Consider the following 18,093-nt stretch of genomic DNA (forward strand, 5'->3'; position numbering starts at 1 on the left):
AATCCAAACGTTAGAATATCGACATAAATAAATTTAGCGAACCCTTTCCGGCAGATGGTAAGCGGCCTACAATACAACCGTTGTTCCGTTCTGGTGGACGGGACCGATTGGAGGGCGATTGACATGGATATCGCAGCAATTCTGGCCCAACTCATCGGTGGCGCGGCCGGTGGAACGGCAGGCGGCAAGATTCTGAAGGATTCGGATCTCGGTCAGATCGGCAACCTGCTCGCCGGCGCGATCGGCGGCGTTGGCGGCGGGACGATCCTGGGATCGCTGCTCGGGGCGGGTGGAACCGCTGCGGCAGGTGGCGTTGATATAGCGGCGCTTGCGGGCCAGTTTGTCGGCGGCGGCGTCGCGGGTCTTGTTGTGCAGGTGGTTGTCGGGCTGATCAAGAACAAGTTGCTGGCCAAATAGGCGGCAATCACACACCGACTGGCCGAACATGATCCCGACGCAAAACCATTCCTAGAAGACAGCCTTGCAGAGCGCGCTGCCGGGAATGCCGCAGCTCGATATCGCGGCTGCCTGGCCGTGCCGCTGACCGGGTACTGTCGACACCACCAGCTGGGCGAACAGGAAGGCGAAAACGGCCATCGTCAAGGTCAGAATGGTCATGCGGCGAGAAAGCGTGCTCATATGGAAGTCTCCAGTCCCTTGTCCCTGTGACTGACTATGCTGACACCCCGCTGAACACCGCCTGAGAACCGGGTTCATCCGGCATTCAGGAATCCGGATAATTTTTCGATACGTCGCCGGGGTGTGTCATCGGGCGATGAAACGGGCTTTGGGCCTTTATCCGCGTGCCTCTCTCTGCAATAGTGCTGCCACGGGCACCGTCTCGTTTGTCACAACAATTGAAGTCGTTCTCATGCGTGGCACTGCCCGCAGATGGGACATGCGGCCTTCACAAAACGAGACCAGACGATGGAAAACATCAATCACACGACCATGCGCTTCGGGCGGGTCGCTGTCATGCTGCCGGTCAAGCAGATGGCACGCGCAGAAAAATTCTACACCGAGGTTCTCGGTTTCAGCAAAACCTTCGAAAACGGCACTCCGGTCGGCTTCATGATCCTGAAACGGGATTCGGCCGAATTGCACCTGACTTTGCAGCCCGGTTATGAAGCGGCGGACTTCAACGTCGCCCATATGATGGTCGAAAATATCGATGCCCTGCATGACGTCATCCAGCGCAAGGGCCTGCGGGTGATCAAACGGCTGCAGAACAAGGATTACGGTCTGCGTGCCTTCGTCTTCGAGGATCCCGACGGCAATCGCATCGACGTCGGCGAGCCGATCTGACCTGTGGAGCGCTGATGGCTACGCCGGCCGGTCGACCATGCAACGCCGTTTGAGCCAACAGAACTGATTCCATTTAGAAATGAACGGCTCTAAAGGTTCGCCTTGGCGAAGATTTCCGTTGCCCAGTCGAGGAAGACACGCAGGCGTGCAGCCGTGTGCCTGTTTTGCGGATAGACGGCCGAAAGCGGCGTCGGCGAGGGCGGATGGTCCGGCAGGATCTCGATCAGCCGCCCCTCGGCAAGATCCTGCGCCAGCCGGTAGTGCGGCGCCTGGATCAGGCCGAAGCCGAGCCGGCAGAGATCGGTCATCGTGTCGGAATTGTTGACCGTGACCCGCGAGCCGAGCGAGATCAGCTTTATCGCCTGCCCATCGATGAATTCGAGCGGCATCACTTCGCCGGTGCGCGACGAGACGAAGCCGACGCACAGATGCCCGGCTTGAAGATCGGTAAGCGTGGCCGGCATGCCGTGGCGGGCGAGATAGGCGGGGCTGGCGCAGGTCACTTCGTTGATCGTCGCAAGCCGCCGCGCGATCAGGCCGCTGTCGGCAAGCTCTCCGGCGCGAAGGGCGCAATCGACGCCTTCACGGACCAGGTCAACCAGCCGGTCGCCCTGGCCGATATGCAGGTCGAGGCCGGGATAGCGATCGAGGAACTCCGGCAGGTGCGGTAGAAGAAATGTCCGCGTCAGCAGCGGATGAGCATCGATCCGCAGAAGCCCGCGGGGGCGGCTGTCTCGAAAGGCCGATTCCGCCTCTTCTATATCGGAGAGAATGGCAAGGCAGCGTTGGTAATGTGCCTGTCCTTCCAGCGTCGGTGTCACATGCCGCGTCGTGCGCTCCAGCAGCCGGGCGCCGAGATCGGCCTCCAGCTGCTTGATCGCTTCGGTCGCCGTCGATCGGCCAAGCCCGAGATCGGCCGCCGCCGCAGAAAAACTGCGCCGCTCCACCACGCGAATGAACAACTGCATCCGGTCAAGACGATCCATCTCTCATTGTTCGCACCATCAGAATTATCATGTCAAGTTCTGCGTGATTGTTTGGCGCAGGCATGGGCATATCTTCCATTCAGGCAGAAACAAGGAGCGCCATCATGACCGAGACACAAACCAGAACCGCCATCGTCACCGGATCGTCGAAAGGTATTGGCGCGGCGATTGCCAGACGTCTTGCCCGCGACGACTATGCCGTGGTGGTCAATTATGCGAGCGGCGCCGATTCAGCCGCAGCCGTTGTCGGAGAAATCGAGGCGGCCGGCGGCCGTGCCGTGGCGGTTCAGGCCGATATCGCCTCCGGCGACGGTTTGAAGGCATTGTTCGATGCCGCCGAAGAGGTTTTTGGTGGTGTCGACGTGCTGGTCAACAATGCCGGCATCATGCAGCTTTCACCGATCGCCGACACATCGGACGAGGCCTTCGAGCGCCAGGTTGCGATCAATCTCGGCGGCGTCTTTCGCGGCATGCGCGAAGGCGCAAACCGCATCCGCCCCGGTGGCCGCATCATCAGCTTCTCGACCAGTGTCGTCGGCCTCTATCAGCCGGCCTACGGCGTCTATGCCGCAACCAAGGCGGCCGTCGAGGCGATGACCCATATCCTCGCCAAGGAACTCGGCCCGAAGGCGATCACCGTCAATGCCGTGGCGCCGGGGCCGGTCGAAACCGAACTGTTCATGAAGGGCAAGTCGGACGAGCTGGTCAACACGATTGCCGGCATGAACCCGCTGAAGCGGCTCGGCCAGCCGGACGACATTGCCGCTGTCGTCTCCTTCCTCGCAGGGCCGGATGGCGGCTGGGTCAATGGCCAGGTGATCCGCGCCAATGGCGGCGTGGTCTGACACGCAGACAGCCACTCAAAGAAACAACATAGCAGGAGAATGAAATGCCGTTTGTAAACATCAAGACCCCGGAAGGGGCGCTGTCCAAGCTCCAGAAGGAGGAAATCGTCCATCGGACAACTGCCATGCTGGTCGAGTATTTTTCCGAAGCAGCGCGTCCGCACACCATGGTGCTGATCGAGGAGGTCAAGGACGGCGGCTATGCCCGCGCCGACATGGTCTTCACCATCCCGGACGCCTATCGCGCCGTCGACTAGCGGCGTTCAGCTTAAAAAAGATCGGGCGGGGGATCGCTCCCGCCGCCCGGTTCCCCTCTTTATACTCTGTATGGATCGTGTCAGCCGATCAGAGCCGCGACCAGGTCTGGCTCTTGCAAAGGACCGCGAGCACGCAGCCCTTCATCTTCAGCGAGCTGCCCGAAACGGTGCCCGAACCCGAATAGGTCTTGTCGGTCTCCGGATCGGTGATTTCGCCGGAATAGCTGTCACCGCTGCCCGACATCTTGCCGATCTGCTTGCCGACGAACTTGCCGGTCTTCAGCGTCACGCAAAAGGCACCGCCACAGGGGGCGATTTCGGCCGTGGCGCCGGTTGCCGTCTTCCAGTTGCCCTCGATGGGCTCTGCTGCCTGCGCGGTGATGGCCGAAAATGCCAGCGCGGCGGCGATGATGATGGTCCGCATGTGTGGTCTTCCTCCCGAGACGATGTAATCCGCCGATAGCCGCCTGTGATTTCCTCCGAAATCGCGGCGCATCGGTTAAGAATTATCTTACGCACACGTAAAGGTAAAATGCAATCCGCCCGAATTTGCCTCTGTGGACGACGGGCAAATCCAGCATTTCCGGCCTTTGTTAAAAGTGCCTTCGAATTTCGTGGTGAACAATCGGTTGATTTCCAGATCTGAAATTTTCGTAAATTTCGACGCAAATTCCTTAATATGCAGGGCATCCGATGCTTAACAAAAACCCAAGTTTACGAAGCATTTGTACTTTGTTTTCAGCAAATTAAGCATGCATTTTAAGCGACCATTGAAAGCCTTCCGGCATAGTCGGGTCATCAAACGAGCAGGGAAAAACCCGCCGATACCTGAAGGTTCGAAACGCCACGAAAGAAGATGGCAACGGTCCGGAAGGCGCTCCGAAAGGGGCAAAACAGGGACAGTTTAAACCACTAGGCTAGACAGGGACAAATCCGATGGCACGCTTTGAAATGCGCAATTCCGAAATGGCCACCATGGGTGGCGAAACCCGAGCCGATGTCTTCTGCGACATGGGTCTGATGTACGCAACCGGCCGCGGTTGCCCGATCGACCTGGTCTCGGCACACAAGTGGCTGAACATCGCTGCGATCAAGGGATGCGAGCGCGCCGCCGAGCTGCGTGCCGATCTTGCCCAGACGATGAGCAAGCCCGATCTCGCCGCAGCGCTGCGCGCCGCCCGCGAGTGGATGACCATCCACTGAACGAGTTACCCCGCCAACGGCGGGGGACGAAAAGCACAAGAACCCTGGAGAGGGGAACGTGGCGGGGGACCTTTGGACGGGGCCAGTGCCAACACATCAGAACCGCGACCGGCAGGAACAAGGCCGGCGCGGTTCTTTTTATTTCAGTTGACCGCCGTTACGCCAGCGAGGCCAGAACCTTCGGCAGTGCCTCTTCAAGAAGGTCCATATCGGCCGGCAGGCCGGTCGAGATGCGGATGCAACGGTTCAGGGGGGCAACGCCGGGCATGCGGATGAAAACGCCGTGCTCCATCAGCCCATCGACGATAGCACGCGCATAGACACCGTCTCGTCCCGCATCGACCGTGACGAAATTCGTCGCGGACTGGAGCGGTTTCAGGCCATTGGCAGTGGCGATGGCTGAAATACGTGCGCGCGATGCCGTGATCCGGGAAAGCACATCCGTCAGATACGCCTGGTCCTCCAGCGCCGCGAGGGCGGCTTCGGTCGAAAGCCGTGGCATGCCGAAATGGTTGCGGATCTTGTCGAAGGCAGAAACCGTGCCCGCCGTGCCGAAACCATAGCCGACGCGCGCGCCGGCCAGGCCATAGGCCTTGGAGAATGTCCGGGTACGGATCACGTTGGGCAGGTCGATCAAGGCGTCGGTGGCCGGGATCGAGCCCGCCGGTGCCGTTTCGCTATAGGCTTCGTCCAGAATGAGCAGCGTGGTTTCCGGCAGCGCCCGGGCAAAGGCAACGATGGCGTCCGCATCCCACCAACTGCCCATCGGATTGTCGGGATTGGCGAAATAGACCAGCGGCGCGTCCTCGGCTTTAACGGCTGCGAGCAGTCCGTCGAGGTCTTCGCGGTCGTCGCGGTAAGGCACAGTGACCAGACGGCCGCCGAAGCCGTTGACATGGAAATTGAAAGTCGGATAGCCGCCGAGCGAGGTGACGACCGGCATGCCCGGCTCGATCACCAGCCGGACGATCAGGCCGAGCAGGTCGTCGATGCCTTCTCCGATGACGAAATTCTCCGGCTTGAGCGACAGATGTGCCGCCAGCGCCGTCTTCAGCGCGTGGTTTTCCGGATCATTGTATTTCCAGATCTCGGCCGATTTTTCAGCGATCTTCGCAATGACGGAAGGGGCCGGGCCGAAGCCGCTTTCATTCGCTCCGATCCGGGCTTTCACCGGAAGCCCGCGTTTGCGTTCGATGGCCTCCGGTCCGATGAAGGGCACCGTTGCCGGCAGGGAGGATGTCAGGGGTGTGAAGCGAGAAAAGGCGGACATGCGATGCTGGGATCCCGGGCAGAGTTGAACTGTGCCCACAATAGGTTTCCGCAGGACGTGCGCAAGGGCGACAAGGTGCGCTGAAGGTCCGCTTCAGACGTTTTGCCGCGATCAGCGTCCGAGGCGCGCGCCGTTTCCATTGGTGAACGGCTTGAGCGGCGCTTCCATCTTTTCACCGAGCATGAAGTCGGCACGCACGATCCGGTGCAGCATGGCCTCCGGGATAGGCCGGATGAATTTCACCCCGACCCGGTTGCCGTTTCGATAGGCTTCCGCACAGCCGATACGATCGGCGAGGCCGACGACCTGCAGGTAGTAATGGGAGGATAGACCGATGGTCGTGGTCATCACAAGTGCAGCGCCGCCTTGCGAAATATCCACGACTTCACAACTGCGGATCGTGATGCCGCTGAGCCCGGGGCTGACCGCCATCACCTTGGCGGGACGTTGAACGTAGAAGCGCTCCCATTTGCGCTCGTACATTTCCGACTTGACGGTCGCCAGATGCGTTGCGTTTTCCATTGTTATTCTCGCGTTCCAAGCCCGGTGTTGCTTGCACTGTGGGTTCTAATATTTGCATTAGCGTCAATAGGATCAGTCAAGTTTTAGGTATCTTCGTTTTCCTGCATGTGAGCGTGAAGATCTCGAAGAGAAATACTGAGCTGTCGCTCGTCGAAAGCAGATCCGGCGCGACGTGTTCTGCCGCGCTGCGCCGGTTGTTGATGTCAGTGGTTGAGTTCGAAGGACAGCCGCACAACGTGATGCAGAAACTCGGGATCGATCAGCATGTTGAAGCCGATGGTCAGTTTCTCCGCTTCGCGGCGGATCAGCGTGCAGCCGATTTCATCATGAATTCCGAGGATTTCCAGGAAGAAGTTGCTCGGCATCGGCAGATGTGGCGAGACTTCCAGTTCTGCCCCATGCAGGGATATCGTGCGGATCAGGCAACGGAGTGAAGTCTTCGTACTCAGGTGATGGCCGACGAATATGATCTTGCCCGGCCGGTCGATCCTGAATTTCTCGAAGACCTTGTCCTGCGGAATATTGGCTTTTGCGTCTGGTACCATCTGTAAGGGCATTTCACCCTCCCTTGGTGATCTTGCACGGTCCCAATTTAACGCATCTTCTTCGACACTTTCTCTATGCGATCGTTAAAATCCAAAGCAAATCTGTTTTTTGCTTTGGACTCAGGTGTTTACCCAGGCCTTGGCGCCAACGTCGGGCATCCGGCGCTTGACCGGAAATCGCCACAAAGCTAGGCCTTGGTCATCGATGCGCCTGCAGTTCCGATGTTGGGCGCTTTTTCAGATTTGAGACGAGGCGCGACACGTGGCGGGCAGATTGGTGATCATTGGTGCTGGCCAGGCAGGATTTGCCCTGGCGGCAAAACTTCGGGCGCTGAAGGACGAGCGACCTATCACGCTTCTGGGCGCCGAGCCCTGCCTTCCCTATCAGCGCCCGCCGTTGTCGAAAAAATACCTGCTCGGCGAAATGAGCTTCGATCGCCTGCTGTTTCGCCCGGAGAACTGGTACGAGGAGAATAACGTCGAGATCCGCCTTTCGACCCCGGTCGAGGCAATCGATCGCGTAGCGAAGCAGGTTCGCCTCTTCGACGGCTCCGCGCTCGCCTATGAAACGCTGGTGTTCGCCACGGGCGCGACGCCGCGGCGCTTGCCAACCCAGATTGGCGGCGATCTCGACGGTGTCTATACCGCGCGCGACAAGGCCGATGCCGACCGTCTTGCCGACGAGATGAAGGCAGGACGACGTCTGCTGATCGTCGGCGGCGGCTATATCGGGCTTGAGGCTGCGGCCGTCGCGCGCAAGCTCGGTCTCGAGGTGACCCTGATTGAAGTGACCGATCGCATTCTGGCCCGTGTCGCCGCCAGTGAAACCGCCGACGCCATGCGCGCTATCCATGCGGCCCAGGGCGTGGTCATTCGCGAAAAAACCGGTCTGACCCGCTTGATCGGCGAGGATGGACGGGTCAAGGCGGCCGAACTGTCGGATGGCAGCGTCATCGATGTCGATCTGGTGATTGCCGGTATCGGCGTTGTGCCCAATGACCGGATTGCCGCAGAGGCCGGGATCGAAACCGCCAACGGCATTCTCGTCGACGACATGGAGCAGAGTTCCGATCCGAACGTCTATGCCGTGGGCGATTGCGCGGTCTTCGACTGGAAGGGGCACAAGATCCGGCTCGAGTCGGTGCAGAATGCCGTGGACCAGGCGGAGGCGGCTGCCAACAACATGGCCGGCGCTGCGCTGCCCTATCGGCCAAAACCGTGGTTCTGGTCGGATCAGTATGACGTCAAGCTGCAGATCGCCGGTTTCAATCTCGGCTATGACGAGACGGTCGTTCGACCGGGTGCCAGGGAAGGAAGCCTCTCTGTCTGGTATTTCTCCAGCGGCGAGTTCATTGCGGTCGATGCGATCAATGACGCCAAGGCTTATGTCGCCGGCAAGAAACTGCTCGATCTGGGCCGAACTCCTGACAAGGCTGTCATCGCCGACCCTTCGACAGACCTCAAGACGCTGATCGCCTGACGCACATACCGTCGCCAGGCTATGCCTTTATATAGTGACAAAAGAGGTCCCGGAATGCATTCCGGGACCTCTTTTGCGTTGCTTCAATAACAGTTATGTGAAACAACAAAAGCTAAGCGAAATCAAAGTGATGGTAGCGCTATCATGTCACTAACAAAAAAATGAACTGCTAGTTGGATGCCGCACGCTCCAGAACGGGAACGCACATATCGAGATCATGCGAGGCGAGGTGTGCGTATCGCATGGTCATTGTCAGGGTCTGGTGGCCAAGCCACATCTGTACGCGCCGGATGTCGATGCCGCCTTGGACGAGGCGCGAAGCGCAGGTATGGCGCAACACATGCGGCACCACATCCTTGTCGTCGCCGAGACCGATCGCATCCTTGGCATTGTGCCAGGCGATGCGGAACCTTTGCTGGTCGATCTCCGAGAAGGGGCCGGGGAAACGTCGATCCGAGCCCGCGATCGCGGCGGCAGCCCGGTGGGTGAGGGGAACGGAGCGCGAGCGCCCGGACTTGGTCACCCAGAACGTGGCCCGGTGGGCGTTCAGATCGCCCCAGCGCAAGTCGGTGCCTTCGCTGAGACGTGCGCCTGTATCCACAAGGAACGTGCAGAAACGGTAATACAGTTCGTTATGCGCGCGGATTTCGGAAAACAGCAATTCCTCTTCGTCCCGATCGAGGAAGCGGATACGCCCGGCCTTTTCCTTTTCGCGCTTGAATTCGGGCAGACTGTAGACATCTCCCATTTTATACGCCTTTCGCAGCAGTTTGCTTAGGGCCGCCATCTTTCGATTGATGGTGGCGTTGCTGTTACCGCGTTTGCGCAATTTGCCAATCAACTGGTCGAGCATCTCCTGGGAAAAGGTCGAGAAGCCCGGAATATCCAACATGTCATGAAGCTCGGCGATGAAGTTGGTGACATTGTATTTGTGGCTGCCATTGAGCCAGAGGATGTCGCCATATTTCGCGAACAGGGCACGCAGCGACGTGTCGCGAACTTCAAAAAGCTTGTTCGCGGAGCCGTACTGATAATGAACGGAATAGGAAGGCACTTCGACGGCTGTGTCGAATGCTTCGCTTTTTTCCGATATCATGTTGTTCACGCGATTGCCTCACTACGATCCGGCCAGCGACATGCAGGCCATCCAAGATCGAATATCGTTATACATTATAAAAAGTATAGCTCATAATTGCGCAGAAGCACGGATGGTGGAATTTTTTCCTCACGTAACGATGCAGGCCGGCAACAGTCGTCACAACTGGCCAGCTTTGGACATTTCAGAGTCTGTCTTGGGCAAAACCACGCCTTTGGCGGGTTTGGGCTGGGATCCGGCCCGAAGGCCGGATCCCGTATCGATCCGTGGATCGAATTAGAACGAACGCTGCAGACGAACGAAACCGTCCCAGACGCCGTCATCAGCTGCGTCTTCGTCGAAGTAGTTGACTGCAACCTTGGCAGTCAGGCCTTCGGCGACCTTGTAGTCGAGGGTCAGGCCGGCCTTCCAGGCGTCGTTGCTGGAGTCGAAGTCGTCAGCCGAAACGAGGCCGTAGCTGTCCCAGTACTGAACACCAGGCGTCAGGGTGAACTTGTCGCTCAGCTTGACGGCGTATTCAGCAGCAACGGTCCATTCGGAAACGTCGTAGTAGGCGTTTGCGCCGGTCGAGTAGATGGCGGCGAGGCCGAATGTTCCCGGACCAACGTCAGCAAGCAGCTTTGCACGGATCGCGCCGTTTTCAGCCGCGAAGTCGTAGGAGCCGAGAAGTTCTGCCGTCACAACACCGAAGGTCGCAGCGATCTGGCCTTCAACGCCGAGGTTGTCATTGCCATCATAGATGCTGTCGAAGCCGCCGGAGTAGTTCTTCGTCAGTTCGTCAAGGAAGACGCCAGCCGAGAATGCGTCGGCCGTGTACTGGTAACCGACTGCGTTCAGGCGGTTCGAGCCGAGGTCGTCAACTTCGCCCGAGAGATCGTTATCCCAGTAGTTGTACATGTAGCCGACCTTCAGGCCGCCAACAGTGATATAGGCTTCGTCGATTTCGAGATCGTTCGTCGTGTCGTCAGCGCCATCGTTTTCAGCCCAGGTGCGGACTGCGATGTAGGAACCAATGGTGCCGAGCTCGGAATCGCTCTTGGCTTCGAAGTTGACCTTGGCGCGGGTGCGCATGTTCCAGTCGAAGTCTTCGTTGTCGTCTTCGGAGAACTGGGTCTCGAAACGGACATAACCGCTGATCTTGAGGCAGGTTTCCGAACCCGGGATGTAGAAGTAGCCGGTGCCGAAAGCGTCGCAAACGCGAACGTATTCCATCGGCTCAGGCTCGGCAGCTACGATAGCGTCGGCAGCCTGGGCGCCAGAGACTACAGCGAGAGCTGCAGCGGAGCCGAGAAGAAGGCTCTTGATGTTCATTATTGACCTCCAGTCAATTATAGACCGGAGCGCATCAATTTTCTCAATAATAGTCATTAAAAACAGATGGTTAGTTGATTTTTTCCGCGCTCACTCGCATCGTGCCGCCCGCCTTCGGTCGTCGAATGCGCCAAAATGATGCTAGGTGGTGCAGCCACCTAGGCTCAGTGAGGGGCCGCGCAGTCCTGAATATGCGCAGCTCGGCAAGGAAGCCATGAGGCGCAATCAAATGAATTGGGGGATTTCGTTGAATGGCGGAGAGGATGGGATTCGAACCCACGATACGCTTTTGACGTATACTCCCTTAGCAGGGGAGCGCCTTCGACCACTCGGCCACCTCTCCGGTGCGGCCTGATTATGTGCTTGAATCGGCGATTGCAAGGGTTTTTCGTAATCCTGCACATTTTACCTGATAGGGCGCGCGAATTTTCAAGTGTTTGCAGGCTGGGTGTGACGCTGCGGCCTTGGCGATTCTCGAATCGCCATAGTTTCCTGCGTTTGATTCTGCCGGGCCGAGCCAAATTGGATGCCGATCGCAGCATTTCACCACGGCTACCGCTCCATATATAGAGTGGGCCTGCGAAGACGCTGCGGATAAGAATAGCGCTGCAGCAGGGGATTTCGCCGATTTTAGCCGGAAAATAATCGGCGTTTTGATCCGGCGCGCTTGTCTGTCCACATGCTAAGTGCCGATTTCGTAAGGGCTTTCTTAACGAACTGTAAATTTTTAATGATCCTGGGACACGGTTTTGTGTCCTTTGAGCAACAGCGCAGACGGAAGGGTTCCCTGTTTCCAATCATTCCGCTGTTTGGTGATTGCATGACCGGCCGCGTTTTGTATTTTCAACAACGGAAGCGAGGCGGTGGATCGTCCGTCTTCTGAGAAACCGACGGGGATGGGGCAGGTACTGCTGTCCTTCAGCCAATTTGGCCAGACCCATACGAAACTTGACTGGAGGTCAATAATGAACATCAAGAGCCTTCTTCTCGGCTCCGCTGCAGCTCTCGCTGTAGTATCTGGCGCCCAGGCTGCCGACGCTATCGTAGCTGCCGAGCCTGAGCCGATGGAATACGTTCGCGTTTGCGACGCTTTCGGCACCGGCTACTTCTACATCCCGGGCACCGAAACCTGCCTCCAGATCGGTGGTTGGGTTCGTGCGCAGGTCGACTTCGGACCGAATGCTGATTCTGGTTCGGACAACGACTACGACATGCGCGCTTCGGCCCTCGTAACGGTTGACGCCAAGTCGGACACCGAACTCGGCGTTCTGCAGTCCTTCATCGCTCTCGAAAGCGATATCTCGGTCGACAACGACGCACAGGGCTTCTACGCTGACGAAGCTTTCCTCGCTCTCGGCGGCTTCAAGGCTGGTTGGTTCTACAACTGGTGGGACCTGGGTATCGCTGGCGAAACCGACGGCCTCGGCAACCAGACCGAATTCGTCTCCTTCTCCTACACCTACACAGCTGAATCCTTCTCGATCGGCGGTTCGGTTGACGAAATTCAGTCGATCGTAACTGACACTGCTGACATCGGCCTGTCGGGTACTGTCACCGCGACCTTCGGTCCGGCTTCGATCGCCATCCTCGGCGGTTACGACTTTGACGTAGAAGAAGGCGCAGTTCGCGCTATCGGTTCGGCTGACATCGGCCCGGGCACCTTCTACCTCGCAGGCATCTACTCGTCTGACCCGAGCGCCTACTACGACGACGCTGAATGGTCGGTTGCTGCTTCCTACGCCTTCAAGGCAACGGACAAGCTGACCGTTACCCCGGGCATCCAGTACTGGGATAACCTCGAAGACGGCGGCGCATACGTCGGCGGCGACAAGCTGAAGTACGGCATCACGCTCGACTACAAGCCTGTTGAAAACCTGCTGGCCCGTCTGTCGGTTCAGTACGACGACGTAACCGACAACCCGTACGGTTACTTCCGCCTGCAGCGCGCATTCTAATTCAATCCTCGGATTGGATAGGGAAAGCCCGGCCTTGTGCCGGGCTTTTTCCGTTTTGGGCGACATCGCTGGCTATTGACCGCGCAGCGTGGCCCGCTGGAACGGACTGAAGCCTCGTCTCGTTTAAATGCTCTTGTGGAGAAAGCCGGCGATCTGGTCGGGCAGTGGTCCGAGATCCAGCAGCGGCGCGTGGCCCTGGCCGCTGGCGGTAACCGCAAGCAGACCTGGATGCCGCTGACCCATCGCATCCACCGTTTCGGGCGACAGAAGTCGTGAATGTTCTCCGCGAACCACCATCACCGGAAGCTCTGCCAGCAAGGCAAACTGCGGCCACAGATCGGCAAGCGGTTGGCTGAGGTCAGCCGCGCGGAACTGGATGCCGATTTCAGGATCATAGTCCGCAACGATCTCGCCTTCGGTCTCCCGGTAGATCGCCGCCGCAAGTCCCTGCCAGTCCTCGTCGGACAAAGCTGGGAACTCGTCGCCATGTGCGTCCTTCAGGATGATCGCCGCCTCGGCAAATGTCTGCGGCTTGCGCCGACCGCCAAGGTAGGACTGGATCTGACGTAGTCCTTCGACCTCGAGAACAGGCCCGATATCGTTGAGTACAACTGTGGCGATCCGATCGAGATGGGTCATCGCCAGCACATGCAGGATGAGCCCACCGCGCGATGTGCCGATAAAATGCGCCTTGTCGATCGCCAGCTGATCGAGCACGGCCACCACATCCATGGCCTCGACCGGGATCGTGTAGCGACTTGGCTCCGGATCACGGTCCGACAGTCCACGCCCGCGCGATGTGATGCTGATCACCTTGAAGCCGTGCGGGGCGGAAGACAAGATCCTGGCAAGCGCCTCAAAGTCACGGCCATTGCGGGTTAGCCCCGGCAGGCAGACGACGGGCAGGCCAGGATTGTCACCGCCCAGAATACGGACGTGAAGTTTGAGGCCATCCGGGACGCTGACGAAGTGATCCTCGATGCTGACGGTCGTGTGGTCGGGCATTTGGTTCTCCGCTCAATGGTGCTGGAGAACACGCTATCAGAAGATCCGCGGGCGCGTCGATCAGCGACCGAAGCGAAGGTCGTGCACGATATCGGTCTTCTGGCCGAGCCGGCTCTTGTAGACCTGATAATTCTCCATCACCCGCTGCACATAGTTGCGCGTCTCGGGGAAGGGGATGCGCTCGATCCAGTCGACCACCTCGTCGATCGACTTGCCGCGCGGGTCGCCGTAGCGGCCGATCCATTCCGGCACTTTGCGCGGACCCGCATTATAGGCGATGAATGTCATGATATAGGAGCCGCCGAACGCATCGATTTGCTCGCCGAGATAATGCGCACCAAGCGTGGCGTTGAAACCGGGATCGCTGGTCAGCTTGGCCGGTGCATAGGCGAGCCCGTGCCGGGCAGCGACGCCTTTGGCGGTCGATGGCAGAAGCTGCAGCAGTCCGCGCGCATTCGCTGGCGAAACGGCCGCTGGATTGAAGGCGCTTTCCTGACGCGCGATGGCATAGGCCAAAGCCTTGCCAGAGCCGGCAATGTTGGCAGATGAGGGAATGACGCCAACCGGGAAGGCAAGCGCCGGCACGTTGATGCCGCGTGCATAGGCCGTCTTGCCGATCTGCAGCGAAAGCTGATGTCCACCTTCAGACTTTTCCGCCCGTGAACTGAGCAGGGCCAGTTCGCCGGGATTGTCCAGTTGTTCGGCAAGCGCCCGGTACAGGCTCTGCGCCCGCCAGCCATGCCCGGCGGCTTCATAGCGCGAAATCGCCCGGACTGCCTCGCGAGAGTCAAACAGATCGCGTTCGGCGGCCGATGGAGCCGGATACGGTATCCTGATCGCGCCCATCTGCACCCGCGCGCTGGCAAGTTGGCCGTAGAACGTACTCGGATGTTGGGCTGCCCGATTGAAATAGTCGCGCGCCTTGTCGTCGCCGGCAGCTTCGGCTGCCCGGCCAAGCCAATACCAGCCACGCGAAGCAGAAAGCGGCCGGTTGGATACCTCCAGGATACGCTGGAAGTGTTTCGTGGCCGCTTTCGGATCGTTCAGGTAGCGCAAGGCATACCAGCCGGCGTGAAATTCGGCATCGGCAACATCCGCCGTCTCGCTCGCCGCATGACGGGCCGTGACCTGGTAGGCGGCGCGGAATTTGCCGAGGTCGGCAAGGCCTCTTGCTACGATCCGCTGCTCGTTCCACCATTCGCCGGTATTCACCAGCCTGGCTTTGTCGCGCGGCATCTGCTCGAGAAGCTTGGTGGCCTCTTCATACTTGTCCTGCCGGCGCAGGTTCTCGATGCGGATGAAGAGGTAGGCCGGATCGGACGCCCAGCGGCTGTCGACCGCCTTGATCAGTGCGGCTGTGTTGCTGGACTTCTGGATCAGCGCTGCCCAGGCATTGTAGAGCGACTGTGCCTCGCCGAGCGACGAGAAGCGCTTGGCCTGGCTCGCGCGGCCGCGATACATTAGGTAGTCCATGCGTGTCTTGTGATCTACAGGGCGCAGCAGCGCGGCAAACTCGCCGAGGATCCTGTCTTCCGTCGGCTTGTCGAGCCCGTCTTCGTGCCAGAGCTTGCGAATGACCTTGGCCGCTTGCGCCGTGTTTCCGGTCGCCAGATGTGCCCGCGCCAGCAGCATCGCGCCTTCGGTCGTCTCGGCTTCGGAATTGCCGAACGCAGCGAGTACGCCTATCGGGCTCGGGTTCTCCCGGTAGAGTGCCCGCTCCGAATTGGCACGGAAGGATTTGAGGCCTGGCCAGCCCTTGAGATCACGCTGGGCGGTGGCGATTTCGCTGGACGATACGTCTCGCAAACCCGACATGGCGATCGACCAGGTCAGCATATGGCGATCGAGACCGGCCGCCATCTTGTCGCGAATGGCGAGTGCCTTGGCGCCATCCTTGTCCGACAGGGCGTCGAGGCCGGCCTTCAGCAGCGGATTGACCTGTGCCGCAGGCGAGGAAGTCTTTGGAATGGTGCCGGTGGTCTCGAAGGATGGAGGTTCGGCCTTCATTGGAGCAAAGCCGAGCGGTTTTTCCGCCGGAACCGGGACACCGGCCGGGACGTCGGAAAGGGCGACGGCATTCTGCACACCAATGAGCGCGGCCATGCCAAGCCCCAGGGCCGAAACAAAAAGAGACGACTTTCTCATCCAAACACCAGACCTATATGCGCCACCTCTCCAGTAAGGCGAAACCTTGCTTAACAAGTCCTTAACCGGGGCGATCACATTCCGTCGATCAGCCCGTTGAAACTATCACAAAAGCACGCGACATGCGCTTGTCGCACCCGAAGGCGCGAAGTAATGTGCCCCCGATTTAAATAGAGAATGCGGCCGAAGCGTGGATATCGGCCCTGAGGAGTTCAGTGCATGTTTCAGGGATCGATTCCCGCTCTCGTTACCCCCTTCACCGAAGCGGGTACTGTTGATGAAGCCGCCTTCGCAGCGCATGTCGAATGGCAGATCGCCGAAGGCTCATCCGGTCTCGTGCCGGTGGGCACGACTGGAGAATCGCCGACCCTCTCCCATGCCGAGCACAAACGTGTCGTCGAACTCTGTATCGAAGTGGCCGCCAAGCGCGTGCCGGTGATTGCCGGTGCAGGCTCCAACAACACCAAGGAAGCGATCGATCTCGCCCAGCATGCCGAAAAGGCCGGCGCGGACGCCTTGCTGGTCGTCACACCTTATTACAACAAGCCGACACAGAAGGGCCTGATCGGTCATTATGCGGCGATCGCCGGGGCCGTCTCGCTGCCGATCATCATCTACAACATCCCGGGTCGTTCGGTCGTCGACATGACGCCGGAAACCATGGGTGCGCTCGCCAAGGCACACAAGAATATCGTTGGCGTGAAAGATGCGACCGGCAAGATCGAGCGCGTCTCCGAGCAGCGCATCACCTGCGGCGCAGATTTTGTCCAGCTGTCCGGCGAAGACGCAACAGCGCTCGGCTTCAACGCCCATGGCGGCGTCGGCTGCATTTCGGTGACCGCCAATGTCGCGCCGCGTCTCTCGGCCGAATTCCAGGCCGCCATGCTGGCCGGCGATTATGCCAAGGCGCTCGAATATCAGGACCGCCTGATGCCGCTGCACAGGGCGATCTTCATGGAGCCGGGGCTCTGTGGGGCGAAATATGCGCTCCATCGTCTCGGCCGCATGAGCCGGACAGTGCGCCTGCCGCTTCTGCCGACGCTGGAAGGTGCAACGGAAGCTGCAATCGACGCTGCACTGAAGCATGCCGGCCTGCTGAACTGAGACAGTCGGCGCCGGGGCAAGACACTCGGCGCCTTTTCTTCCTGGTCTCTCTATACTACATAGAGGCACAGACATCAGGAACGGGAGCCCGCCGTCCACAATAACAAAAGCATCGGGCGGATCGGAATTCACCATGGCACCCAGAGGCAGCCAGCGCACCATCAACAAGATCGTCGCGGAAAACCGCAAGGCGCGCTTCAACTATGAAATCATCGACACCTACGAAGCCGGTCTGGTCCTGACCGGCACGGAGGTCAAGTCACTGCGCGAAGGCAAGGCCAACATTGCCGAATCCTACGCCTCTGACGAAGGCAATGAAATCTGGCTGATCAATTCCCATCTGCCGGAATATCTGCAGGCCAACCGTTTCAATCACGAGCCCCGCCGGCGCCGCAAGCTGCTGTTGTCGGCGCGCGAGATCCATCGCCTGCGCAATTCGATCAATCGCGAAGGCATGACGCTGGTGCCGTTGAAGATCTACTTCAATGAAAAGGGCAGGGCGAAGCTTGAACTGGCGCTCGCCAAGGGCAAGAAGCTGCATGACAAGCGCGAGACCGAGAAGGAACGCGACTGGAACCGGCAGAAGAGCCGTCTGTTGAAGACGGGCGGCTGATCGCATGAGCGCGTCGCATTTGAAGGTCACCGTCGGCCCCTTCGTCTTCGAAGCTCGCTTCGAGCTGGAAAAGGCGCCGGAAACCTGCCGGATCTTCCAGACTTTCCTGCCATTCCGCAACCAGACCATTCATTCGCGCTGGAGCGGCGAGGCGGTCTGGGTGCCGCTCGGCGACTTCCAGTTCGGCGCCGGTTTCGAGAATCACACCTGTCATCCGTCGCGTGGCGATATCCTGCTCTATCCCGGTGGTTACAGCGAAACCGAATTGCTGTTTGCCTATGGCAGCTCGCATTTCGCCAGCAAGATGGGCGCCCTTGCCGGCAACCATTTCCTCACCTTGACCAGGGGACAGGAGCAACTGGAGGCCATGGGCAAGATGGTGCTCTGGCAGGGCGCGCAACCGATTGCGTTTGAGCTGATTTAGTTCAGCCGTTTGCGGCGTGTTTTTCGC

20 protein-coding genes and 1 tRNA gene are annotated in these 18,093 nt (G+C 59.2%); 10 read left to right on the forward strand and 11 right to left on the reverse strand.

Annotated features, from left to right (window positions below; genetic code table 11):
• Positions 1-123: 123 nt before the first annotated feature.
• On the forward strand, positions 124-417 hold the full coding sequence (locus tag GVK95_RS22530; protein WP_200844360.1) for a hypothetical protein: 294 nt from the start codon (positions 124-126) through the stop codon (positions 415-417).
• 51 nt (positions 418-468) lie between these two features.
• Here the strand turns inward: GVK95_RS22530 and GVK95_RS22535 are convergent, their stop codons facing one another.
• A complete protein-coding gene (locus tag GVK95_RS22535) occupies positions 469-639 on the reverse strand; it encodes a hypothetical protein (RefSeq protein WP_159952928.1) in 171 nt (56 codons plus the stop codon).
• 288 nt (positions 640-927) lie between these two features.
• Between GVK95_RS22535 and GVK95_RS22540 the strand changes: the two genes are divergently transcribed.
• Positions 928-1,305 (forward strand): glyoxalase superfamily protein, encoded by a 378-nt coding sequence (locus GVK95_RS22540; RefSeq protein WP_159952929.1) that lies wholly within the window; start codon positions 928-930, stop codon positions 1,303-1,305.
• Positions 1,306-1,394: 89 nt separating this feature from the next.
• Here the strand turns inward: GVK95_RS22540 and GVK95_RS22545 are convergent, their stop codons facing one another.
• Positions 1,395-2,291, reverse strand: a complete 897-nt coding sequence (locus tag GVK95_RS22545; protein WP_159952930.1) for a LysR family transcriptional regulator — start codon at positions 2,289-2,291, stop codon at positions 1,395-1,397.
• Between the two features lie 104 nt (positions 2,292-2,395).
• Between GVK95_RS22545 and GVK95_RS22550 the strand changes: the two genes are divergently transcribed.
• The gene (locus GVK95_RS22550; RefSeq protein ID WP_159952931.1) at positions 2,396-3,136 is read left to right on the forward strand and encodes an SDR family oxidoreductase; all 741 of its coding nucleotides are present in this window, start codon (positions 2,396-2,398) and stop codon (positions 3,134-3,136) included.
• A gap of 44 nt (positions 3,137-3,180) precedes the next feature.
• Positions 3,181-3,393: a 4-oxalocrotonate tautomerase family protein gene (locus GVK95_RS22555; RefSeq protein ID WP_159952932.1), complete on the forward strand. Its 213-nt coding sequence runs from the start codon at positions 3,181-3,183 to the stop codon at positions 3,391-3,393.
• 88 nt (positions 3,394-3,481) lie between these two features.
• Here the strand turns inward: GVK95_RS22555 and GVK95_RS22560 are convergent, their stop codons facing one another.
• Positions 3,482-3,817: a DUF2147 domain-containing protein gene (locus tag GVK95_RS22560; protein WP_007600172.1), complete on the reverse strand. Its 336-nt coding sequence runs from the start codon at positions 3,815-3,817 to the stop codon at positions 3,482-3,484.
• Positions 3,818-4,329: 512 nt separating this feature from the next.
• Here GVK95_RS22560 and GVK95_RS22565 point away from each other — a divergent pair.
• Complete coding sequence (locus GVK95_RS22565; protein WP_159952933.1) at positions 4,330-4,596, forward strand: sel1 repeat family protein; 267 nt, start codon at positions 4,330-4,332, stop codon at positions 4,594-4,596.
• Positions 4,597-4,753: 157 nt separating this feature from the next.
• Here GVK95_RS22565 and GVK95_RS22570 read toward each other — a convergent pair whose 3' ends face one another.
• The 3 genes from GVK95_RS22570 to GVK95_RS22580 form a co-directional block, all read right to left on the reverse strand.
• Entirely contained in the window at positions 4,754-5,866 is a 1,113-nt protein-coding gene (locus GVK95_RS22570; RefSeq protein WP_159952934.1) for a pyridoxal phosphate-dependent aminotransferase, read from the reverse strand.
• Positions 5,867-5,977: 111 nt separating this feature from the next.
• Complete coding sequence (locus GVK95_RS22575) at positions 5,978-6,388, reverse strand: PilZ domain-containing protein (protein WP_200844361.1); 411 nt, start codon at positions 6,386-6,388, stop codon at positions 5,978-5,980.
• A 203-nt stretch (positions 6,389-6,591) separates the two neighbouring features.
• A complete protein-coding gene (locus GVK95_RS22580; protein ID WP_159952935.1) occupies positions 6,592-6,945 on the reverse strand; it encodes a hypothetical protein in 354 nt (117 codons plus the stop codon).
• A gap of 250 nt (positions 6,946-7,195) precedes the next feature.
• Between GVK95_RS22580 and GVK95_RS22585 the strand changes: the two genes are divergently transcribed.
• Complete coding sequence (locus GVK95_RS22585; protein ID WP_159952936.1) at positions 7,196-8,413, forward strand: FAD-dependent oxidoreductase; 1,218 nt, start codon at positions 7,196-7,198, stop codon at positions 8,411-8,413.
• Between the two features lie 169 nt (positions 8,414-8,582).
• On the opposite strand, the gene GVK95_RS22590 is transcribed toward GVK95_RS22585, so the two are convergent.
• From GVK95_RS22590 to GVK95_RS22600, 3 genes are all read right to left on the reverse strand, one after another.
• Complete coding sequence (locus GVK95_RS22590; RefSeq protein ID WP_159952937.1) at positions 8,583-9,518, reverse strand: site-specific integrase; 936 nt, start codon at positions 9,516-9,518, stop codon at positions 8,583-8,585.
• Positions 9,519-9,785: 267 nt separating this feature from the next.
• Complete coding sequence (locus tag GVK95_RS22595; RefSeq protein WP_159952938.1) at positions 9,786-10,820, reverse strand: porin; 1,035 nt, start codon at positions 10,818-10,820, stop codon at positions 9,786-9,788.
• Between the two features lie 252 nt (positions 10,821-11,072).
• Positions 11,073-11,163 (reverse strand) — tRNA-Ser (locus GVK95_RS22600).
• 622 nt (positions 11,164-11,785) lie between these two features.
• On the opposite strand from GVK95_RS22600, the gene GVK95_RS22605 reads away from it, so the two are divergent.
• Positions 11,786-12,775, forward strand: a complete 990-nt coding sequence (locus tag GVK95_RS22605) for a porin (RefSeq protein WP_159952939.1) — start codon at positions 11,786-11,788, stop codon at positions 12,773-12,775.
• Positions 12,776-12,898: 123 nt separating this feature from the next.
• Here GVK95_RS22605 and GVK95_RS22610 read toward each other — a convergent pair whose 3' ends face one another.
• Both GVK95_RS22610 and GVK95_RS22615 read right to left on the reverse strand, forming a co-directional pair.
• Positions 12,899-13,780 carry an alpha/beta hydrolase gene (locus GVK95_RS22610; protein ID WP_159952940.1) on the reverse strand — a complete coding sequence of 294 codons (882 nt, stop codon included), beginning with the start codon at positions 13,778-13,780 and terminating at the stop codon, positions 12,899-12,901.
• Between the two features lie 60 nt (positions 13,781-13,840).
• On the reverse strand, positions 13,841-15,925 hold the full coding sequence (locus tag GVK95_RS22615) for a lytic transglycosylase domain-containing protein (RefSeq protein WP_159952941.1): 2,085 nt from the start codon (positions 15,923-15,925) through the stop codon (positions 13,841-13,843).
• Positions 15,926-16,144: 219 nt separating this feature from the next.
• On the opposite strand from GVK95_RS22615, the gene dapA reads away from it, so the two are divergent.
• From dapA to GVK95_RS22630, 3 genes are all read left to right on the forward strand, one after another.
• Positions 16,145-17,029, forward strand: a complete 885-nt coding sequence (gene dapA / locus GVK95_RS22620; protein WP_159952942.1) for a 4-hydroxy-tetrahydrodipicolinate synthase — start codon at positions 16,145-16,147, stop codon at positions 17,027-17,029.
• Positions 17,030-17,162: 133 nt separating this feature from the next.
• On the forward strand, positions 17,163-17,642 hold the full coding sequence (gene smpB, locus GVK95_RS22625; protein ID WP_007600215.1) for an SsrA-binding protein SmpB: 480 nt from the start codon (positions 17,163-17,165) through the stop codon (positions 17,640-17,642).
• 4 nt (positions 17,643-17,646) lie between these two features.
• Positions 17,647-18,066 (forward strand): DUF3830 family protein, encoded by a 420-nt coding sequence (locus tag GVK95_RS22630; RefSeq protein WP_159952943.1) that lies wholly within the window; start codon positions 17,647-17,649, stop codon positions 18,064-18,066.
• Positions 18,067-18,093 lie beyond the last annotated feature (27 nt).

Source organism: Rhizobium sp. 18065, assembly GCF_902706095.1.
Taxonomy (GTDB): Bacteria; Pseudomonadota; Alphaproteobacteria; order Rhizobiales; family Rhizobiaceae; genus Allorhizobium.

Coding starts and splice junctions, on each gene's coding strand:
- GVK95_RS22530 (WP_200844360.1), top strand. CDS start 124: ATGGATATCGCAGCAATTCTGGCCCAACTCATCGGTGGCGCGGCCGGT.
- GVK95_RS22535 (WP_159952928.1), bottom strand. CDS start 639: ATGAGCACGCTTTCTCGCCGCATGACCATTCTGACCTTGACGATGGCC.
- GVK95_RS22540 (WP_159952929.1), top strand. CDS start 928: ATGGAAAACATCAATCACACGACCATGCGCTTCGGGCGGGTCGCTGTC.
- GVK95_RS22545 (WP_159952930.1), bottom strand. CDS start 2,291: ATGGATCGTCTTGACCGGATGCAGTTGTTCATTCGCGTGGTGGAGCGG.
- GVK95_RS22550 (WP_159952931.1), top strand. CDS start 2,396: ATGACCGAGACACAAACCAGAACCGCCATCGTCACCGGATCGTCGAAA.
- GVK95_RS22555 (WP_159952932.1), top strand. CDS start 3,181: ATGCCGTTTGTAAACATCAAGACCCCGGAAGGGGCGCTGTCCAAGCTC.
- GVK95_RS22560 (WP_007600172.1), bottom strand. CDS start 3,817: ATGCGGACCATCATCATCGCCGCCGCGCTGGCATTTTCGGCCATCACC.
- GVK95_RS22565 (WP_159952933.1), top strand. CDS start 4,330: ATGGCACGCTTTGAAATGCGCAATTCCGAAATGGCCACCATGGGTGGC.
- GVK95_RS22570 (WP_159952934.1), bottom strand. CDS start 5,866: ATGTCCGCCTTTTCTCGCTTCACACCCCTGACATCCTCCCTGCCGGCA.
- GVK95_RS22575 (WP_200844361.1), bottom strand. CDS start 6,388: ATGGAAAACGCAACGCATCTGGCGACCGTCAAGTCGGAAATGTACGAG.
- GVK95_RS22580 (WP_159952935.1), bottom strand. CDS start 6,945: ATGCCCTTACAGATGGTACCAGACGCAAAAGCCAATATTCCGCAGGAC.
- GVK95_RS22595 (WP_159952938.1), bottom strand. CDS start 10,820: ATGAACATCAAGAGCCTTCTTCTCGGCTCCGCTGCAGCTCTCGCTGTA.
- GVK95_RS22605 (WP_159952939.1), top strand. CDS start 11,786: ATGAACATCAAGAGCCTTCTTCTCGGCTCCGCTGCAGCTCTCGCTGTA.
- GVK95_RS22610 (WP_159952940.1), bottom strand. CDS start 13,780: ATGCCCGACCACACGACCGTCAGCATCGAGGATCACTTCGTCAGCGTC.
- GVK95_RS22615 (WP_159952941.1), bottom strand. CDS start 15,925: ATGAGAAAGTCGTCTCTTTTTGTTTCGGCCCTGGGGCTTGGCATGGCC.
- dapA (WP_159952942.1), top strand. CDS start 16,145: ATGTTTCAGGGATCGATTCCCGCTCTCGTTACCCCCTTCACCGAAGCG.
- smpB (WP_007600215.1), top strand. CDS start 17,163: ATGGCACCCAGAGGCAGCCAGCGCACCATCAACAAGATCGTCGCGGAA.
- GVK95_RS22630 (WP_159952943.1), top strand. CDS start 17,647: ATGAGCGCGTCGCATTTGAAGGTCACCGTCGGCCCCTTCGTCTTCGAA.